This window comes from Sphingomonas paludis (assembly GCF_053502515.1).
The window spans coordinates 1,162,377-1,177,863 of record NZ_CP187558.1 but is presented as its reverse complement, the minus strand read 5'-3'; the positions used below and the strand labels follow the sequence as shown (position 1 = coordinate 1,177,863).

General features: G+C 63.6%; 17 protein-coding genes and 2 tRNA genes. 14 read left to right on the top strand and 5 right to left on the bottom strand.

The features are described from left to right. Positions 1–84 precede the first annotated feature (84 nt). Both uvrA and ACPVPU_RS05685 read left to right on the top strand, forming a co-directional pair. On the top strand, positions 85–3,012 hold the full coding sequence (uvrA, locus tag ACPVPU_RS05690) for an excinuclease ABC subunit UvrA (RefSeq protein ID WP_448659999.1): 2,928 nt from the start codon (positions 85–87) through the stop codon (positions 3,010–3,012). A 20-nt stretch (positions 3,013–3,032) separates the two neighbouring features. Beyond that, on the top strand, positions 3,033–3,947 hold the full coding sequence (locus tag ACPVPU_RS05685; RefSeq protein ID WP_448659998.1) for a hypothetical protein: 915 nt from the start codon (positions 3,033–3,035) through the stop codon (positions 3,945–3,947). A 539-nt stretch (positions 3,948–4,486) separates the two neighbouring features. Here the strand turns inward: ACPVPU_RS05685 and ACPVPU_RS05680 are convergent. Further along, the gene (locus ACPVPU_RS05680) at positions 4,487–4,618 is read right to left on the bottom strand and encodes a hypothetical protein (protein ID WP_448660428.1); all 132 of its coding nucleotides are present in this window, start codon (positions 4,616–4,618) and stop codon (positions 4,487–4,489) included. 146 nt (positions 4,619–4,764) lie between these two features. Here ACPVPU_RS05680 and relB point away from each other — a divergent pair, with 146 nt between their 5' ends. The 6 genes from relB (at position 4,765) to ACPVPU_RS05650 (ending at position 7,424) form a co-directional block, all read left to right on the top strand. Continuing rightward, positions 4,765–4,983, top strand: a complete 219-nt coding sequence (gene relB, locus ACPVPU_RS05675) for a type II toxin-antitoxin system RelB family antitoxin (RefSeq protein WP_448659997.1) — start codon at positions 4,765–4,767, stop codon at positions 4,981–4,983. Then, the gene (locus ACPVPU_RS05670; protein WP_448659996.1) at positions 4,970–5,230 is read left to right on the top strand and encodes a type II toxin-antitoxin system RelE family toxin; all 261 of its coding nucleotides are present in this window, start codon (positions 4,970–4,972) and stop codon (positions 5,228–5,230) included. Before relB ends, ACPVPU_RS05670 begins: the two co-directional genes overlap by 14 nt. Before the next feature lie 79 nt (positions 5,231–5,309). Then, complete coding sequence (locus ACPVPU_RS05665) at positions 5,310–5,765, top strand: PA2169 family four-helix-bundle protein (RefSeq protein ID WP_448659995.1); 456 nt, start codon at positions 5,310–5,312, stop codon at positions 5,763–5,765. 593 nt (positions 5,766–6,358) lie between these two features. Then, complete coding sequence (locus ACPVPU_RS05660) at positions 6,359–6,760, top strand: hypothetical protein (protein WP_448659994.1); 402 nt, start codon at positions 6,359–6,361, stop codon at positions 6,758–6,760. A 199-nt stretch (positions 6,761–6,959) separates the two neighbouring features. Further along, positions 6,960–7,169 (top strand): cold-shock protein, encoded by a 210-nt coding sequence (locus ACPVPU_RS05655; protein WP_448659993.1) that lies wholly within the window; start codon positions 6,960–6,962, stop codon positions 7,167–7,169. 75 nt (positions 7,170–7,244) lie between these two features. Continuing rightward, positions 7,245–7,424 (top strand): hypothetical protein, encoded by a 180-nt coding sequence (locus ACPVPU_RS05650; protein WP_448659992.1) that lies wholly within the window; start codon positions 7,245–7,247, stop codon positions 7,422–7,424. A gap of 69 nt (positions 7,425–7,493) precedes the next feature. Here the strand turns inward: ACPVPU_RS05650 and ACPVPU_RS05645 are convergent, their stop codons facing one another. The 3 genes from ACPVPU_RS05645 to ACPVPU_RS05635 form a co-directional block, all read right to left on the bottom strand. Continuing rightward, positions 7,494–8,192 carry a glycoside hydrolase family 11 protein gene (locus tag ACPVPU_RS05645; protein ID WP_448659991.1) on the bottom strand — a complete coding sequence of 233 codons (699 nt, stop codon included), beginning with the start codon at positions 8,190–8,192 and terminating at the stop codon, positions 7,494–7,496. A gap of 221 nt (positions 8,193–8,413) precedes the next feature. Next, a tRNA-Ala gene (locus tag ACPVPU_RS05640) sits at positions 8,414–8,489 on the bottom strand. An 80-nt stretch (positions 8,490–8,569) separates the two neighbouring features. Beyond that, positions 8,570–8,890, bottom strand: a complete 321-nt coding sequence (locus ACPVPU_RS05635) for a TIGR02300 family protein (RefSeq protein WP_448659990.1) — start codon at positions 8,888–8,890, stop codon at positions 8,570–8,572. Positions 8,891–9,005: 115 nt separating this feature from the next. Here ACPVPU_RS05635 and aroA point away from each other — a divergent pair, with 115 nt between their 5' ends. From aroA to ACPVPU_RS05615, 4 genes are all read left to right on the top strand, one after another. Then, positions 9,006–10,361: a 3-phosphoshikimate 1-carboxyvinyltransferase gene (aroA, locus tag ACPVPU_RS05630; protein WP_448659989.1), complete on the top strand. Its 1,356-nt coding sequence runs from the start codon at positions 9,006–9,008 to the stop codon at positions 10,359–10,361. Continuing rightward, positions 10,358–10,987, top strand: coding sequence for a (d)CMP kinase (gene cmk, locus ACPVPU_RS05625; protein WP_448659988.1), 630 nt, complete (start codon positions 10,358–10,360; stop codon positions 10,985–10,987). Before aroA ends, cmk begins: the two co-directional genes overlap by 4 nt. A 245-nt stretch (positions 10,988–11,232) precedes the next feature. Then, entirely contained in the window at positions 11,233–12,936 is a 1,704-nt protein-coding gene (rpsA, locus tag ACPVPU_RS05620; protein ID WP_448659987.1) for a 30S ribosomal protein S1, read from the top strand. Between the two features lie 175 nt (positions 12,937–13,111). Beyond that, on the top strand, positions 13,112–13,396 hold the full coding sequence (locus ACPVPU_RS05615) for an integration host factor subunit beta (protein WP_448659986.1): 285 nt from the start codon (positions 13,112–13,114) through the stop codon (positions 13,394–13,396). Positions 13,397–13,912: 516 nt separating this feature from the next. Here the strand turns inward: ACPVPU_RS05615 and ACPVPU_RS05610 are convergent. Beyond that, positions 13,913–14,002 (bottom strand) — tRNA-Ser (locus ACPVPU_RS05610). A 146-nt stretch (positions 14,003–14,148) separates the two neighbouring features. On the opposite strand from ACPVPU_RS05610, the gene hspQ reads away from it, so the two are divergent. Both hspQ and ACPVPU_RS05600 read left to right on the top strand, forming a co-directional pair. Further along, the gene (hspQ, locus tag ACPVPU_RS05605) at positions 14,149–14,535 is read left to right on the top strand and encodes a heat shock protein HspQ (RefSeq protein ID WP_448659985.1); all 387 of its coding nucleotides are present in this window, start codon (positions 14,149–14,151) and stop codon (positions 14,533–14,535) included. 289 nt (positions 14,536–14,824) lie between these two features. Next, a complete protein-coding gene (locus ACPVPU_RS05600) occupies positions 14,825–15,382 on the top strand; it encodes a GNAT family N-acetyltransferase (RefSeq protein WP_448659984.1) in 558 nt (185 codons plus the stop codon). Positions 15,383–15,487: the final 105 nt, after the last annotated feature.

The following is a 15,487-nucleotide window of genomic DNA, read 5'->3' as shown; positions in this document are numbered from 1 at the left end:
CCGCACGCCCCCTCGCAACCCGTCACTACACCCCCTATCTCGCTGACTGGATTCTCCTCCAGAACAAAGCTAGAACTCCGCCACATGAGCCTTTCCCACATCTCCGTCCGCGGCGCGCGCGAGCATAATCTCAAGGGCGTGGACATCGACATTCCGCGCGACACGCTGACGGTCATCACCGGCCTGTCGGGCAGCGGCAAGTCGTCCCTCGCCTTCGACACCATCTATGCCGAGGGGCAGCGGCGCTATGTGGAATCGCTCTCCGCCTATGCGCGCCAATTCCTTGAGATGATGCAGAAGCCCGATGTCGATCATATCGAGGGCCTGTCCCCCGCGATCAGCATCGAGCAGAAGACGACCAGCCGCAATCCGCGCTCCACGGTCGCTACCGTGACGGAAATCTACGATTACATGCGCCTCCTCTGGGCGCGGGTCGGCATCCCCTATTCCCCCGCCACCGGCCTGCCGATCAGCGCGCAGACGGTCAGCCAGATGGTCGACCGCGTGCTCGCCCTGCCAGAGGGGACGCGCCTCCTCCTCCTCGCCCCCGTCGTCCGCGGGCGAAAGGGCAGTTACGCCAAGGAACTGGCCGAATGGCAGCGCGCCGGCTTCACCCGCGTCCGCATCGACGGCGAGCAGCACGCGATCGAGGAAGCCCCCGCGCTCGACAAGAAATACAAGCACGACATCGAAGTGGTGGTCGACCGGCTGGTCGTTGGTGGCGACATCGCCACCCGCCTGGCGGAAAGCTTCGAGACCGCGCTGAAACTGGCCGAGGGCCTGGCCTATGTCGATCTGGTCGACGGCGTCGTGCCGGGCCGGGAGGATGAGGCGGCGGACGCCGGCGCGATGAAGGGCGCAGGGATTCCAGCCAATCGCATCGTGTTCAGCGAAAAATTCGCCTGCCCCGTCTCCGGCTTCACCATCGCGGAAATCGAGCCGCGCCTGTTCAGCTTCAACGCGCCCCAGGGCGCCTGCCCCGCGTGCGACGGCCTGGGCGAGCGCCAGGAATTCGACGCCGACCTGGTCGTCCCCAACGCCGCGCTCAGCCTGAAAAAGGGCGCGATCGTCCCCTGGGCCAAGTCCAACCCGCCCAGCCCCTATTATATGCAGGTGCTGGCCAGCCTCGCCCGCGAATTCGGGTTCAGCCTCGACACCCCGTGGCAGGATCTGCCCGGAGAGGTTCAGCTCATCATCCTCCACGGCACCGGCGGCAAGCCGGTCACGCTCACCTTCATCGACGGCCGCAAGTCGTATGACGTGAAGAAGCCGTTCGAGGGCGTGATCGGCAACCTCAACCGCCGCCTCTTGCAGACCGAAAGCGCCTGGATGCGCGAAGAGCTGAGCAAATATCAGGCCGCGCACCCGTGCGAAACCTGCCACGGCGCCCGCCTCAAGCCCGAAGCCCTCGCGGTCAAGATCGCGCATCAGCCCATCGCCTATGCCACCCGCCTGTCGGTGGTCGACGCGCTCGCCTGGTTCCAGTCGCTGCCCGATCAGCTCACCGATCAGCAGCGCCAGATCGCGGCCCCCATCCTCAAGGAAATCCTCGAACGCCTCGGCTTCCTCAACAATGTCGGGCTGGATTACCTCAACCTCGATCGCACCAGCGGCACCCTGTCCGGCGGCGAATCCCAGCGCATCCGCCTTGCCAGCCAGATCGGCTCCGGCCTCTCCGGCGTGCTCTATGTCCTCGACGAACCCAGCATCGGCCTGCATCAGCGGGACAACGACATGCTGCTCGCCACGCTCCGCCGCCTGCGCGATCTCGGCAACACCGTGCTGGTGGTGGAACATGACGAGGATGCGATCCGCACCGCCGATTATGTCATCGACATGGGGCCGGGCGCGGGCGTGCATGGCGGCACCGTCGTCGCGCACGGCACCCTGCCCGAACTGCTCGCCACCCCGGGCAGCGTCACCGCCGATTACCTGAACGGCACGCGCAGCATCGCGGTCCCGAAAAAGCGGCGCAAGGGCAATGGCAAGAAGCTCACCGTCCACAATGCCACCGCCAACAATCTGAAGGGCGTGACGGCCAGCGTGCCGCTCGGCACCTTCACCTGCATCACCGGCGTCTCCGGCTCGGGCAAGTCCAGCTTCACGCTCGACACCCTCTATGCCGCCGCCGCCCGCACGCTGAACGGCGCGCGCGTGCCGATGGGCCGGCACGACAAGATCATGGGCCTCGAACATCTCGACAAGGTCATCGACATCGACCAGTCGCCCATCGGCCGCACCCCGCGCTCCAATCCCGCCACCTATACCGGCGCCTTCACCCATATCCGCGACTGGTTCGCGGGGCTCCCTGAAGCCCAAGCGCGCGGCTACAAGCCCGGCCGGTTCAGCTTCAACGTCAAGGGCGGCCGGTGCGAGGCGTGCCAGGGCGACGGCGTGCTCAAGATCGAGATGCACTTCCTGCCCGACGTCTATGTCACCTGCGATGTCTGCCATGGCCAGCGGTACAACCGCGAAACGCTGGAGGTGAAGTTCAAGGGCAAGTCGATCGCCGACGTGCTCGACATGACGGTCGAGGATGCGGTGGAATTCTTCAAGGCCGTGCCCCCGATCCGCGAACGCATGGCCATGCTGGCCGAAGTGGGCCTTGGCTATGTCAAGGTCGGGCAACAGGCGACGACCCTGTCCGGCGGCGAGGCCCAGCGCGTGAAACTGTCAAAGGAACTCGCCCGCCGCTCCACCGGACAGACGCTCTACATCCTCGATGAGCCGACCACCGGCCTGCATTTCGAGGACGTGCGAAAACTGCTGGAGGTGCTCCACGCCCTCGTTGAACAGGGCAACAGCGTCGTCGTGATCGAACACAATCTCGACGTCATCAAGACCGCTGACTGGATCATCGACCTCGGCCCGGAAGGCGGCGTGAAGGGTGGCGAGATTGTGGCGACTGGCACGCCGGAACAGGTGGTGAAGGTGGAGACGAGCTTTACGGGGAAGTATCTTGCGCCGTTGTTGGAGCGGGGTAGGGTTGGGGAGAATGCGGCGGCGGAGTAGGGCCTATTTGAGGAGGGGGCATGGCGGACGACGAGATCGTAGTTGCACGGAAGGTATATTTCTTTCGCATAGAACATTTTGAACAGTTCAAAGAGCGACTGTCTGGTGCATTTCAGCGAATAGAAAATCTCCCTTTTAATGATAAGGGCAGGTATCAAGCTGATGCCCAGACAAATTCTTTGCTCTGCGGGTTTCCTGATAGTTTAGAGTATCCTTTACGTTTACGATTTGGTCGAACTCGGCGCAACCTTCTTCCAGATATTGAGCGGGAGGGCCAGCTGAAGACGCTTGCATTGCGGGAGGACGAAGGCCTCATTGACGTATGCCACGTGATAATTTTTGAGGATGGGCACGTGGCATCCGAATTCAACCATGACGGACCCCGATTGGCCAAGCTGGGGCCATACTTGTTCGATAAGGGTGCCAACCTTCCAACCGCACCGAGATTTCTGCCGTTGTTCGAGCGAGATATTGTCGAGGTCGTTGAAAGAATGGGTACAGTTCGGGTTCTAGAACTGGACGTTCCTCCTGACACAGCGCAACTTATTAGAGAAGCCGACGATAATTTAGCGGCGGCTGTTGAAGCGTCCGCAAAGGCTGGTGCTTCGAAGAAGGTCGGTATTGCTCTAACTTCTGACCTTGGCGCAACCACGCTCCAGTCGCTCACTGCCAAGCTCGCGATGCTTATAAAGCGACGACCTCAGGATCGTGAGCGTTTCAAGACACTGAAAGCTACAGGTTATATCTCTGGATCAACTGTGCCGAGGTACGTTGACATACTAGAGGAAAAGCTAGTTTCTGGAGAGATATTTAGACGAAGGACGGCGCGGTCGAGAAGCATTGACAGCGCGCAAGCTTATCAGATTATTGAAGCTGCTTACGAGGCAAAGCGAGATAAATTGCATGCGGCTGCGGTAGCCAATGAGCTATGGTAGGATTTTATTACCGATTTCGGCTAAGGTGTGACGCGCTGGTGTCAGTTGCAGCGGCGATAATATGTTATATTTCTATCCGAATTGACTTTGCAATATTCGAAAGTATCGGGTCAGCGCAGGTTCAATCATCCGTTCTCAACCTGTTTGCAACCAGTGCTTCGCTTTTGGGATTTGTGATTGCAGCTGGTACGTTTTTGATCGGACATGTGAAAGGGGACGAGTTCAAAGTTTTGAGATCTTCGAAATCATACGCTGAATTGCCACGTCTGATATCTTCGTCAATTTGGCGACTTCTTTTCCTCACAGTGTTCAGCCTGCTCGCTAGTATCGTTCGAGAGGACGTTTTGCGCAATATCGCGCCACTACTAGTTTTTCTCGCATGCTGGAGCCTCATGGCTCTGTCCGCACTTACTTGGGTCGTTAGCCGCATACTGGCGATACCCGCGAAGTAAGCGCCGACGCTCTCCTCCATCACCGGTTCCCGCCACACGCTTCATCACGCGGAAAAAGCAGCATGGGGAGTTCCGGGAACATGGTACCTAGTTACCCCTGCGCCGCCGCATAGGCCAACACGGCGCGAACATCATCCTCATCGACATAGAAAAGTCGGCCGCAATCTCCGCCGGGGTCGCACCGCCCGCCAGCATTTCCAGCACGTCGCTCACCCGCATCCGGGTGCCCGCCACGATCGGCCGGCCACCGCAAACCAGTGGATCAATGCTAATGCGAGGAAAGCCGGGCACCGTCATGCAAAACAGACTGGGTGTTTCCTTTGTAGTGGTCAATATGCGATGATCTCGCACAAAGGACGCCGCCCATGATCGAACTCAACCTCGACCCCGCGCTGGAACAGGCGCTTGCCGCCGTTGCCGCCCGCACTGGTGAGGCACCGGCCGATCTCGCGCGCAAGGCGCTGCTCGCCTATCTCGAAGACCTTGAAGACTATGCCGTTGCAGTCGAGGCTAGCCGCGAGCTGGACCGCGCCGACACCATCTCACTGCGCGAGATGATGACGCGGTATAATGTGGCAGGTTGAATTCAGCCGAAGGGCGGAAAAGCAGATCGCCGGGATCGACGCGGTTGCGCGCACCCGCATCCTCAAAAAGCTCGCGGTTGTCGCGCAATCCGATGACCCTCGCGCGACGGCTGAACCGCTGACCGGCGGCTGGACCGGCTATTGGCGATTTCGGGTTGGCGATTACCGGGTGATCGCCGAGATTGAAGACGAAACAGTCACAGTGTTTGTCATCGAAGTCGGCCATCGGCGCGAAGTATATCGCTGAGAGGGTTTGCCTTTACGCAACTATCCCGCCGCTCATGCGCTCCCCCTGTATCCCCAACCGGAAACAAGGAGAGACGCCCATGGCCGATACCAGCCACGATATCCGCACCCTCAATTCGCTGATCGCCACCACGATCGACAGCGTCGACGGCTATACCGAGGCCGCGAAGGATGCGGACAACAGCCGCTATGTCCAGATGTTCAACAGCCGCGCCTCCGAACGGCGTCAGGCCGCGAACGCGCTTCAGTCGGAAGTCACGCGGCTCGGCGGCACGCCTGAGGATGACGGCACCGCCCTTGCCGGCGCGCACCGCATGTTCCTCAACCTGAAATCCGCCGTTACCGGCCAGGACGACCAGGCGATCGTCAATGAGGTCGAGGCTGGCGAGGATCATATCAAGGCGAAGTTCGAGGACGCGCTGAAGGACGACGACCTGTCGCCCGAAACCCGCTCCGCCATCGGCCATGCCTGGACCTCGGTCCGTGCCGGCCATGACGAGATGCGCGATCTGAAGCACGCGCTTCAGGGCAAGTAAGCCGCTTCACGCGGACGGATCAGGGGCGCGGCAGGCTTCGGCTTGTCGCGCCCTTTTCGTTGGGCCTTACCGCTTGGTGGCTTTGTGTCTTTGCGCGAGGTCACTTGCTCCTTACCGCGTCGGTGGCGGCAACGGGAATGGCTGGCCGTCGCGGCAAAGCCGCAAGCCTGCCCCGGCGAAGGCCGGGGTCGGACGGGCTGGCTGCGCAACCCGCCGGCCGGCCTCGCCTCCCGCATATTCACGCGGGCCTCGCGATTAACGCTGCTAATCGCTCGGGCGCTCGGCGCTGTCCTACAGGCCCCTTTCCCGCTTACCCTCCTGTCGCGACTGCCCCGATGGCCGCCGCCCCTTCATCCGGACCGATCATGCCCGCTTGCCCTGCCTTCCCGGCCCTGACCCACGCCGCCGACACGCCGCGCCTCCCTGTCGCTTCCCTGTCGCGTCGCGGTCGCGCTGCTGGCGCGTCGGCCCGCACACCCGCCCTTTTCGTCAAAACCGTCAACCGATCCCGCCGCCGGTCCGCGCCGTCCCGCCGGAACCCCCGCCCGCCTCGCGCGCTTGATGGGCACGCAACAGTAACAAGGATGCCCGACATGGCCACCGCCACCCCCGCCAAATCCTCCGTTCGCAAATCCTCCGGCAAGGGCGCCGCCCGCAAGTCGGCGACCGGAAAGGCGCGCGCCAATGGCAGGGCGTCGGCCGGCGCGGGTGCCCTGCCCTGGATCGGCGCGGCGCTGGCCGGGGTGGGTGCGATCGCCGCGCTCTTGATGCTCGGCCGCTCCAGCCGCTTCGATCCCGATGCCCCGGCCCCCGGCCATCCCGCCCCGGATCTGGAGCGCGCGGATCATCCCGACGGCTCCGACCGCGCCGATCCGCATTTCCGGCCAGACATGGATGCGCCGATGTCGGCGGCGGACCGGGCGGCGCTCGCCCCGGCCCTTGCCAATCCCGTCCCGCCGGCGGAGCCGATCCTGGCGGCACCGGTAGCGAACTGATCCGTGGTGCAAGGGACGCGCGGTGCCGATCCGCCCGCGCCCCTTGCGCCGGGGTGCCCCGCTCCCCATATCTATCCTGCTACAGTCGCATATCGACGGTCTTCGGTGCTTTGCGGCTCCTTCTTCCTTCATTCCCTGCTCCTGCCAGCGCGAGGCTCCGCCCGCATCGGGCTTGGCCGACAACATGAAGGAAATACCCATGAGCATCACCGGAACCGTCAAGTTCTTCAACGCGGACAAGGGCTATGGCTTCATCGCCCCCGATGGCGGCGGCAACGATGCCTTCGTCCACATCACCGCCGTCGAGCGCGCGGGCATGGTCACGTTGCAGCAGGATCAGCGCCTCAGCTACGAGCTGGAGCAGGATCGCCGCGGCAAGACCAGCGCGGTCAACCTGACCGCCGCGTAACACGACCGACCGGACGGGCGGCGGGCATTGCCTGTCGCCCGTTCCACTGACCGGCTCTTGAGCGAAAGGATGATCATGGCCCAGCCGCCCTACCGTGAGAATGCCGTCCGCGCCCGTGCCGAAGCGGACGCCGCGACCCTCGACAATGTCCGCGACCGCGCGCTCCGCTCCGAGGCCGCCTGGCTTCAGATGGCCGACCGCCAGGACCGCGCCGACCGCGCCCGCGCCCAACGGGAAAATGCGGCCGGCGATTGACCGGCCATGGAAAAAGGGGACCGGCCATTGGCCAGCCCCCCTTCCCCCTTTTGCCGCGTCAGACGCGGATTACTGCTGCCACACCGTGATGTTGGCGCTGCCATTGCTGCCAAACCCTTCGGCCGCCATGACCTGATAGTTCATCTGCCCCAGGTTCATGCCCGCATTGCGCCAGGCATTGACGTGGTTGGCAAAGGTGATGGTGTGGTTCTGACCGGTCGCCCGCTTCTGGGTGCGGACCGACCAATATTGGTAAAAGGTCGCGTTGCCGATGATCGACGGCGCATTCACCCGCTGCGTGCGGTAAATGCGGTACGTGCCGCCATCGGTATTCACCGTGCCCAGCTGCGCCGCATTGCCCGGCGGCGTGAAATTGCCCCAGTTGTCCACGACATAATATTCGACCAGCGGATTGGTGGTCCAACCGTACAGCGTCAGATACCCGTTGTTGCCGGCGTTGAACACGCCCGCATTGTACCCGATCCGCCGAGTGGTCGACCCCGTCGCCCAGCCCTTGCCGACCACCAGGTTGCCGCTGCCGCCCAGTTGCCAGTTCACACTGAAATTGCCATTGGCACCCAGCGTCATGCACCCCGATCCGCTATCGCGGAAAAAGGTCCAGAAATAGCCGCCTTGATTGCCGGTGGAATTGCTGCAGATCGTCTGCGCCTGGGCCGTGCCGGTCATCGCCATGCTGCCCAAAACCCCCACGGCCGCCATCGGCAGCACGCGAGTTAGCGCTATCATCATCCGTCCTTTGAAGGTCATCTCTCTCTCCATATCCATTTTTTTATGATCACCGCACGAGCCTTTTCGGCATTCCCCTTGTGCGATTGTTAACGCTCTCACGGAGCCCCGACCTTCGTCAAGAGACTAAACGCGGATGATGGAACGGAATATGGGTCGATGCGCGGTTAATCATCCGCACCAGCGGCAGAGCGCCTCACGGGCCTGCCGCCCGGTACGCCTGGAACAGATCGGAGGGATGATGGTGGAGCCGAGGGGGATCGAACCCCTGACCTCTGCAATGCCATTGCAGCGCTCTCCCAGCTGAGCTACGGCCCCACACTTCCGGGAAGGCGTCGCCCTCTAGCGACGCTCCGATGGGATTGCAAGCGCCCCGATGTCGGGGCGCTCGCTATTTTTCAATTCTCGTCGTCGTCGTCGCTGGTGTCGACGCCCAGATCGTCGTCGCCGCCCAGATCCACCTCGTCATCGGGCGAATCGCTGTCCTCGTCGGCGATGTCCAGATCCTCATCCGCCGCCAGGTCGTTGTTCGCCTCGACCTTTTCCACGGGACCCTTGGCCGCTTCGAACGGCAGGGGCTGCTTGGACTTCAGGATCGGCTCGGGATACCAAGTCGAACCGCAGTTGATGCAGGTGACCGGATCGTCCTTGGTCAGATCATAAAAGCGCGTCGCGCATTTCGGGCAGGTTCGCTTCGTGCCCCATTCCGGCTTGACCATGTGCCGCCTCTTGCCTTTCAATTCTGCTGGATACTGGTCCTGGCGCGCTCGCTGGACCGGCAAAGTGGGGGGCGCCTTGCCATAGCGCAAGCGCGCTGTCAAAAGCCCGCCCGCCATGTCTGCGCTCACCCCTGCCCGCCCGCTTGAAATCTCCGCTTCCGGCCCATTGCGAGGCACGGTGCGCGTGCCGGGCGACAAGTCCATCAGCCACCGTTCGCTGATGTTCGGGGCGTTGGCCGTGGGCAGAACGACGATCCAGGGATTGCTGGAGGGCGAGGATGTGCTGGCCACCGCCGCTGCGATGCGGGCGATGGGGGCCGGGATCGTGCGTGGTAGCGATGGCGGATGGACGGTCGACGGCGTAGGCGTGGGCGGACTGCTTCAGCCGGAACAGGCGCTCGACATGGGCAATTCCGGCACGTCCACCAGGCTGCTGATGGGCCTGATCGCCAGCCACCGCATCACTGCGACGCTGATCGGCGATGCATCGCTCAGCAAACGGCCCATGGCGCGCGTGATCGATCCGCTGTCGCGCATGGGGGCGGAGTTCACCGCCAGTCCGGGCAATCGCCTGCCCCTCACCATGCGCGGGGTCGTGCCCGCCATACCGATCGACTACACGCTGCCCGTCGCCAGTGCGCAGGTGAAATCCGCGATCCTGCTGGCCGGGCTAAACACGCCGGGCATCACCACCGTGATCGAACCGGTGCCGACGCGCGACCATAGCGAACGGATGCTGGCCGGGTTCGGCGCGAAACTAACGGTGGAGCGGTCCCCCGCCGGGCGGATCATCCGTCTGCACGGCGAGGCGGAGCTGAAACCGCAGGCGATCACCGTGCCCGGCGATCCCTCTTCCGCAGCCTTCTGGCTGGTGGCGGCCAGCATCGTGCCGGGTTCCGACCTGATCGTCCAGAATGTGGGACTGAACCCCACCCGTGCCGGGATCGTCACGGCGCTACGGATGATGGGCGCCGATATCCAGGAACTTGATGCACGCGACGTCGGCGGAGAGCCCGTGGCCGATCTGCGCGTCCGTCACGCCGCTTTGTCGGGCATCGACGTGCCGCCCGACCTGGCACCCAGCATGATCGACGAATATCCCGCGCTGTTCGTCGCCGCCGCCTTTGCCAGCGGGCGCACCACCGCACGCGGGGCAGAGGAACTGCGCGTCAAGGAATCCGATCGGATCGCCGCGATGCGGGCCGCTCTGGAGCTGTGCGGCATCGCGGTCACCGAACATGAGGATGGCCTGACCATCAACGGGCGCGGCGGCGATCCGCTGCCTGGCAGCGGTCCTGGCCAGGTGGCATCGCTGCTCGATCACCGTATCGCGATGAGCATGGCGGTGGCGGGCATGCATTCCCGCCTTCCGGTGCGGATCGACGATGCCGCGCCGATCGCCACCAGCTATCCGGCATTCATCGCAACGGCCGAGCAGCTGGGAGCCGCCCCGCGGTGGAGCGACCAGTGATCATCGCTGTTGACGGGCCCGCCGCATCGGGCAAGGGCACCATCGCCCGGGCACTCGCCCGGCATTACGGCCTGCCGCATCTGGATACCGGACTGCTCTACCGCGCCGTTGCAGCTTCCGTGCTGCGCGAGGAACTGGACCCGACGGTCGAGGCGGATGCGGTCGCGTGCACCGATTTCGCCGATGCCCTGATGGCGGATCCCTGGCTGCGCACGGACGAAGTGGGCCAGGTTGCGTCGATCGTATCGGCGCATCCGCTGGTCCGCCGCGCCCTGTTCCAACGGCAGCAGCGGTTCGCCCGTCAGCCCGGTGGGGCCGTGCTGGATGGGCGCGACATCGGCACCGTCATCGCACCCGATGCCGATGCCAAGCTTTTCGTGAAGGCGACGCCCCAGATCCGCGCCCGACGCCGCCACGCCGACCTGAAGTCGATGGGCAGCAACGTCAGCTTCGACCGGGTGCTGGCCGATATCCGGGAACGCGACGAACGCGATTCGGGACGGTCCACCGCACCGCTGGTGATGGCGGACGATGCCGCACCGCTCGACACCAGCCTGATGTCGATCGAACTGGCGGTCCAGCGGGCCATCGAACTGGTCGAGGGACAGCGAGCCAAACCCCGCTGATCCAGCCGCCCAGCTTGCGTTTGTGCCGGTTCGCAGCTATGGGCGCGCGGTTCGTCAGGCGGAGTTGCCGGCCGGGTGCGGCGCGAAGAGGTCTCTTTTCGCGCCATTCGCTGTTGCGATGCCCCGCCCATGCGCCCTGTCTGCCGGATGCCGCGACGGGCAACCGGCCCCCGCGGCGGTTCGGCCAAAAGACCGCCGGAAACAACCGGCTGGCCGGAAAATATTGATTTAGGAACTGCGCTTTTATGGCCACTTCGGCAAACCCAACCCGCGACGATTTCGCGGCAATGCTGGACGACATGTTCGGCGGCTCCGACGGTTTTGAGGGCCGCGTCGTCATCGGCACCGTTACCGGCATCGAAAACGATCTGGCCGTCATCGACGTCGGCCTGAAGAGCGAAGGCCGCGTGCCGCTGCGCGAATTTGCCGCTCCGGGGCAGAAGGCCGACCTGAAGGTCGGTGACGAAGTCGAAGTCTATGTCGACCGCGTCGAGAATGCGAACGGCGAAGCGATGCTCAGCCGCGACCGCGCCCGCCGCGAAGCCGCCTGGGACAAGCTGGAAACCGAATTCGCCAAGACCGCGCGCGTCGAAGGCGTGATCTTCGGCCGCGTCAAGGGCGGCTTCACCGTCGACCTGAACGGCGCCGTCGCCTTCCTGCCCGGCAGCCAGGTGGACATCCGTCCGGTGCGCGACGTCCAGCCGCTGATGGACATCCCGCAGCCTTTCCAGATTCTGAAGATGGACCGCAAGCGCGGCAACATCGTCGTCTCGCGCCGCGCGGTGCTCGAGGAAACCCGCGCCGAGCAGCGTTCGGGCCTGATCCTGTCGCTGGCCGAGGGCCAGGTGATCGACGGCGTCGTCAAGAACATCACCGATTACGGTGCGTTCGTCGACCTGGGCGGCATCGACGGCCTGCTGCACGTCACCGACCTCAGCTACAAGCGGGTCAATCATCCGTCCGAAGTGCTGGAGATCGGCCAGACCGTCCGCGTCCAGATCATCCGCATCAATCGCGACACCCAGCGCATCAGCCTGGGCATGAAGCAGCTTGAAAGCGATCCGTGGGACGGCGCGTTCGCCAAGTACCCGGTCGGGGCCAAGCTGTCGGGCCGCGTGACCAACATCACCGAATATGGCGCCTTCGTCGAGCTGGAAGCGGGCATCGAAGGCCTGGTCCATGTCAGCGAGATGAGCTGGACCAAGAAGAACGTCCACCCCGGCAAGATCGTGTCGACCAGCCAGGAAGTCGACGTCGTCGTCCTGGAAGTCGATCAGGAAAAGCGCCGCATTTCGCTCGGCCTCAAGCAGGCGCAGCAGAATCCGTGGGAAGCCTTTGCCGAGGCACACCCGGTTGGCTCGACCGTCGAGGGAGAAGTCAAGAACGCGACCGAATTCGGCCTGTTCATCGGCCTGGACAACGATGTGGACGGCATGGTCCACATGTCGGACATCGCATGGGGCATTTCGGGCGAGGACGCGCTGGCGCTGCACCGCAAGGGCGAAACCGTCCAGGCGGTCGTGCTGGCCATCGAGCCGGACAAGGAGCGCATCAGCCTGGGCATGAAGCAGCTTGAGCGGGGCGGCCCCGTGACGGCGGCGGCGGGCGACCGTCTGAACAAGAATGCGATCACCACGGTCACCGTGCTTGAAGTCCGCGACGCGGGCCTTGAAGTGCAGGCGGGCGACGATGGCGCGACCGGCTTCATCAAGCGCACCGATCTCGGCCGCGACCGTGACGAGCAGCGTCCGGAGCGGTTCCAGGTCGGCCAGAAGTTCGACGCCATGGTCACCGGCTTCGACCGGTCCAAAAAGCCGACCTTCTCGATCAAGGCGATGCAGATCGCCGAGGAGAAGCAGGCCGTGCAGCAATATGGTTCGTCCGATTCGGGTGCGTCGCTCGGCGACATCCTGGGCGAGGCGCTGAAGGCCAGCCGCGAGACGAAGTAACTGATAACGCTGGCGGGTTTCTCGGAAACCGGGAAACCCGCCATCGGTATTCGCCACAAGTATCGTGCCAACTTGCGGCAAGCCGCGAAAAATGCGAGAAATCCACGGTAAGGCAGGACAGGCGGCGCCACTTTCGGGCCGATCCTGATCCAAGCGGTCACCGCGGAGGATGCTCATGATCCGTTCCGAACTGGTTCGCCTGATCGCTCAGGACAACCCCGAATTGTCGGTCCGCGAGATCGAACACATCGTCACCATTTTCTTTGACCAGATCACCAGCCGCCTGATGCAGGACGGCCGCGTCGAACTGCGCGGGTTCGGTGCCTTTTCCACCCGACCCCGGGATGCCCGGACTGGGCGCAATCCGCGCACCGGCGAAATGGTCGAGGTGCAGGCAAAGCGGGTTCCCTATTTCAAGCCGGGCAAGGAAATGCGCATCCGCCTGAACATGGGCGAATGACGCACCAACCCCGACCTGGCGATTGCGACCCGAAGATCAGCCTTGGCGATGAATCCGCTGCTCGGTATAGCCGGGCGAGGCGTGCGGGCGTGGCGGAATCGGTAGACGCAACGGACTTAGCCAAAGATTGAGTGCGCACCGGGAAACCGGTGACGTAGAACTGCTCAAATTCGGGGAACCCTGTAACATGGCAATCCCGAGCCAAGCCCGGCAACGGGAAGGTGTAGAGACTAGACGGGCAGCACCTACCCTCCGCCCCGGCGGAGCAGGGTGAAGGGATAGTCCAGACCCCAAACGCCCCCAACGGGGCGGCGGCGAAAGCCGTAGCGGGTAAGAAAATTCGTCGGCCCTATGGCCATGGGGGTTCGAGTCCCCCCGCCCGCACCATCTGCCACCCCTGCCGACCCAATGCCCGCCCGATGCTGCGCGCAGCAGCCTAGATCTAGCGCGCGACCGCAACAGCCGGCGAACGGATTGTCCGCCATTATCCTTGGCATTGCGCTGCATTGAAATGGGTGGCGGAGAGGGTGGGATTCGAACCCACGGTACCCGTAAAGGCACAACGGTTTTCGAGACCGTCCCAATCGACCACTCTGGCACCTCTCCGCAGAGGCTGGTGGGACGAAAGCGCCCCTCGGCCGGTCGAATGAAGGCGCGCGTCTAACGCAAGCATCGCTCATGCACAAGCGTCTGATCGTATCGCGGGATCACCAGGCACTTGTTGCACGCCAACAAAGGCTTAAATTGCGGGAATGAGACATGATCCCCGCCCCGCACAGCGCCCGCCGCTGGACAGCGGGCCGCCAATGCCCCCGGTTTCCGCTGCCCGCTTCGCCATCGGTGACGTCGTCCGCCACCGCGTTTTCGATTTTCGCGGCGTGATCTTCGATGTCGATCCGGTCTTCGCCAATAGCGAGGAATGGTATCAGGCAATCCCGGAGGATATCCGGCCGACCAAGGATCAGCCCTTTTATCACCTGCTCGCGGAAAATGCCGAACAGAGCTATGTGGCCTATGTCAGCCAGCAGAACCTGATCCCGGACGATAGCGACGAGCCGGTGGACCACCCCGACATCAACGGGCTGTTCGACGGCTATCAGGACGGCCGCTACCGGCTGAAGGGTGTCCACCGGCACTGAAATCGCCGCTGATCGCGGGACATGCGACAGTTTAGTCACAGGTGCGCCGCAAGCTAGTGTGCAGTGCAGCGGCGTCTTGCGCAGTGCGGCATTGTTACGTAGCCATGACGTCTGAGCTGATTCTTCGGGGGAAGGACAGCCAAGCGATTACCCGACGACGAGGATGACGGCAGGGCATTGCAGCCACGCGGATTGATGCCGTGTGGGTTCGGATGGGAATTGGGATGACTGGTTTGATGGCCATGTCCGCAGCAACAGGCGCCGCCGCCGGCGAACGCGGTCGACGCTGATGCTTGCCAACGCCCCGCCAGTCCTGACCATCAGGAACGCGCGGCGCGACGATATCCCGACCCTCAACGCCATGATTGCGCGGTCCGCCCGCATGCTGGGGGCCGGTTATTATCGGGACGACCAGATCGAGGCGGCGATCGCCCATGTGTTCGGCGTCGACAGCCGGCTGATCGACGATGGCACCTATTTCTGTATCGATGGTCCGGACGGAACGATCCTTGCCTGTGGCGGCTGGAGCCGGCGTGAAACATTGTTCGGTGGCGATCAGGCCAGCGGACGAATGGACCGCGCCCTGGACCCGGCCAGCGAAGCCGCCCGCATCCGCGCCTTCTTCGTCGCGCCAGAAGCTGCAGGCCAGGGGCTCGGCCGCCGCCTGCTTGATCACTGCGTCGCCGCTGCGCAGGCCGAAGGATTTACCGCGCTGGAATTGATGGCAACGCTGTCGGGCGTCGATTTCTATGCCCGACAGGGCTTTGCGGCCGGGCCGCGCCAAACCTTTTTCTACGGCGGCGTTGATGTCGGCTTTGTGCCGATGCGCCGCGCGATCACCGAATAACAAAACAAAAAACCATCAGCAGCAGGAACCAGCGATGAAAAGACAGACAGAATAGGACAAGAGAGGATCGGAAAGGCTCCTGTTTCTCTGGTTGCAGAATACAAA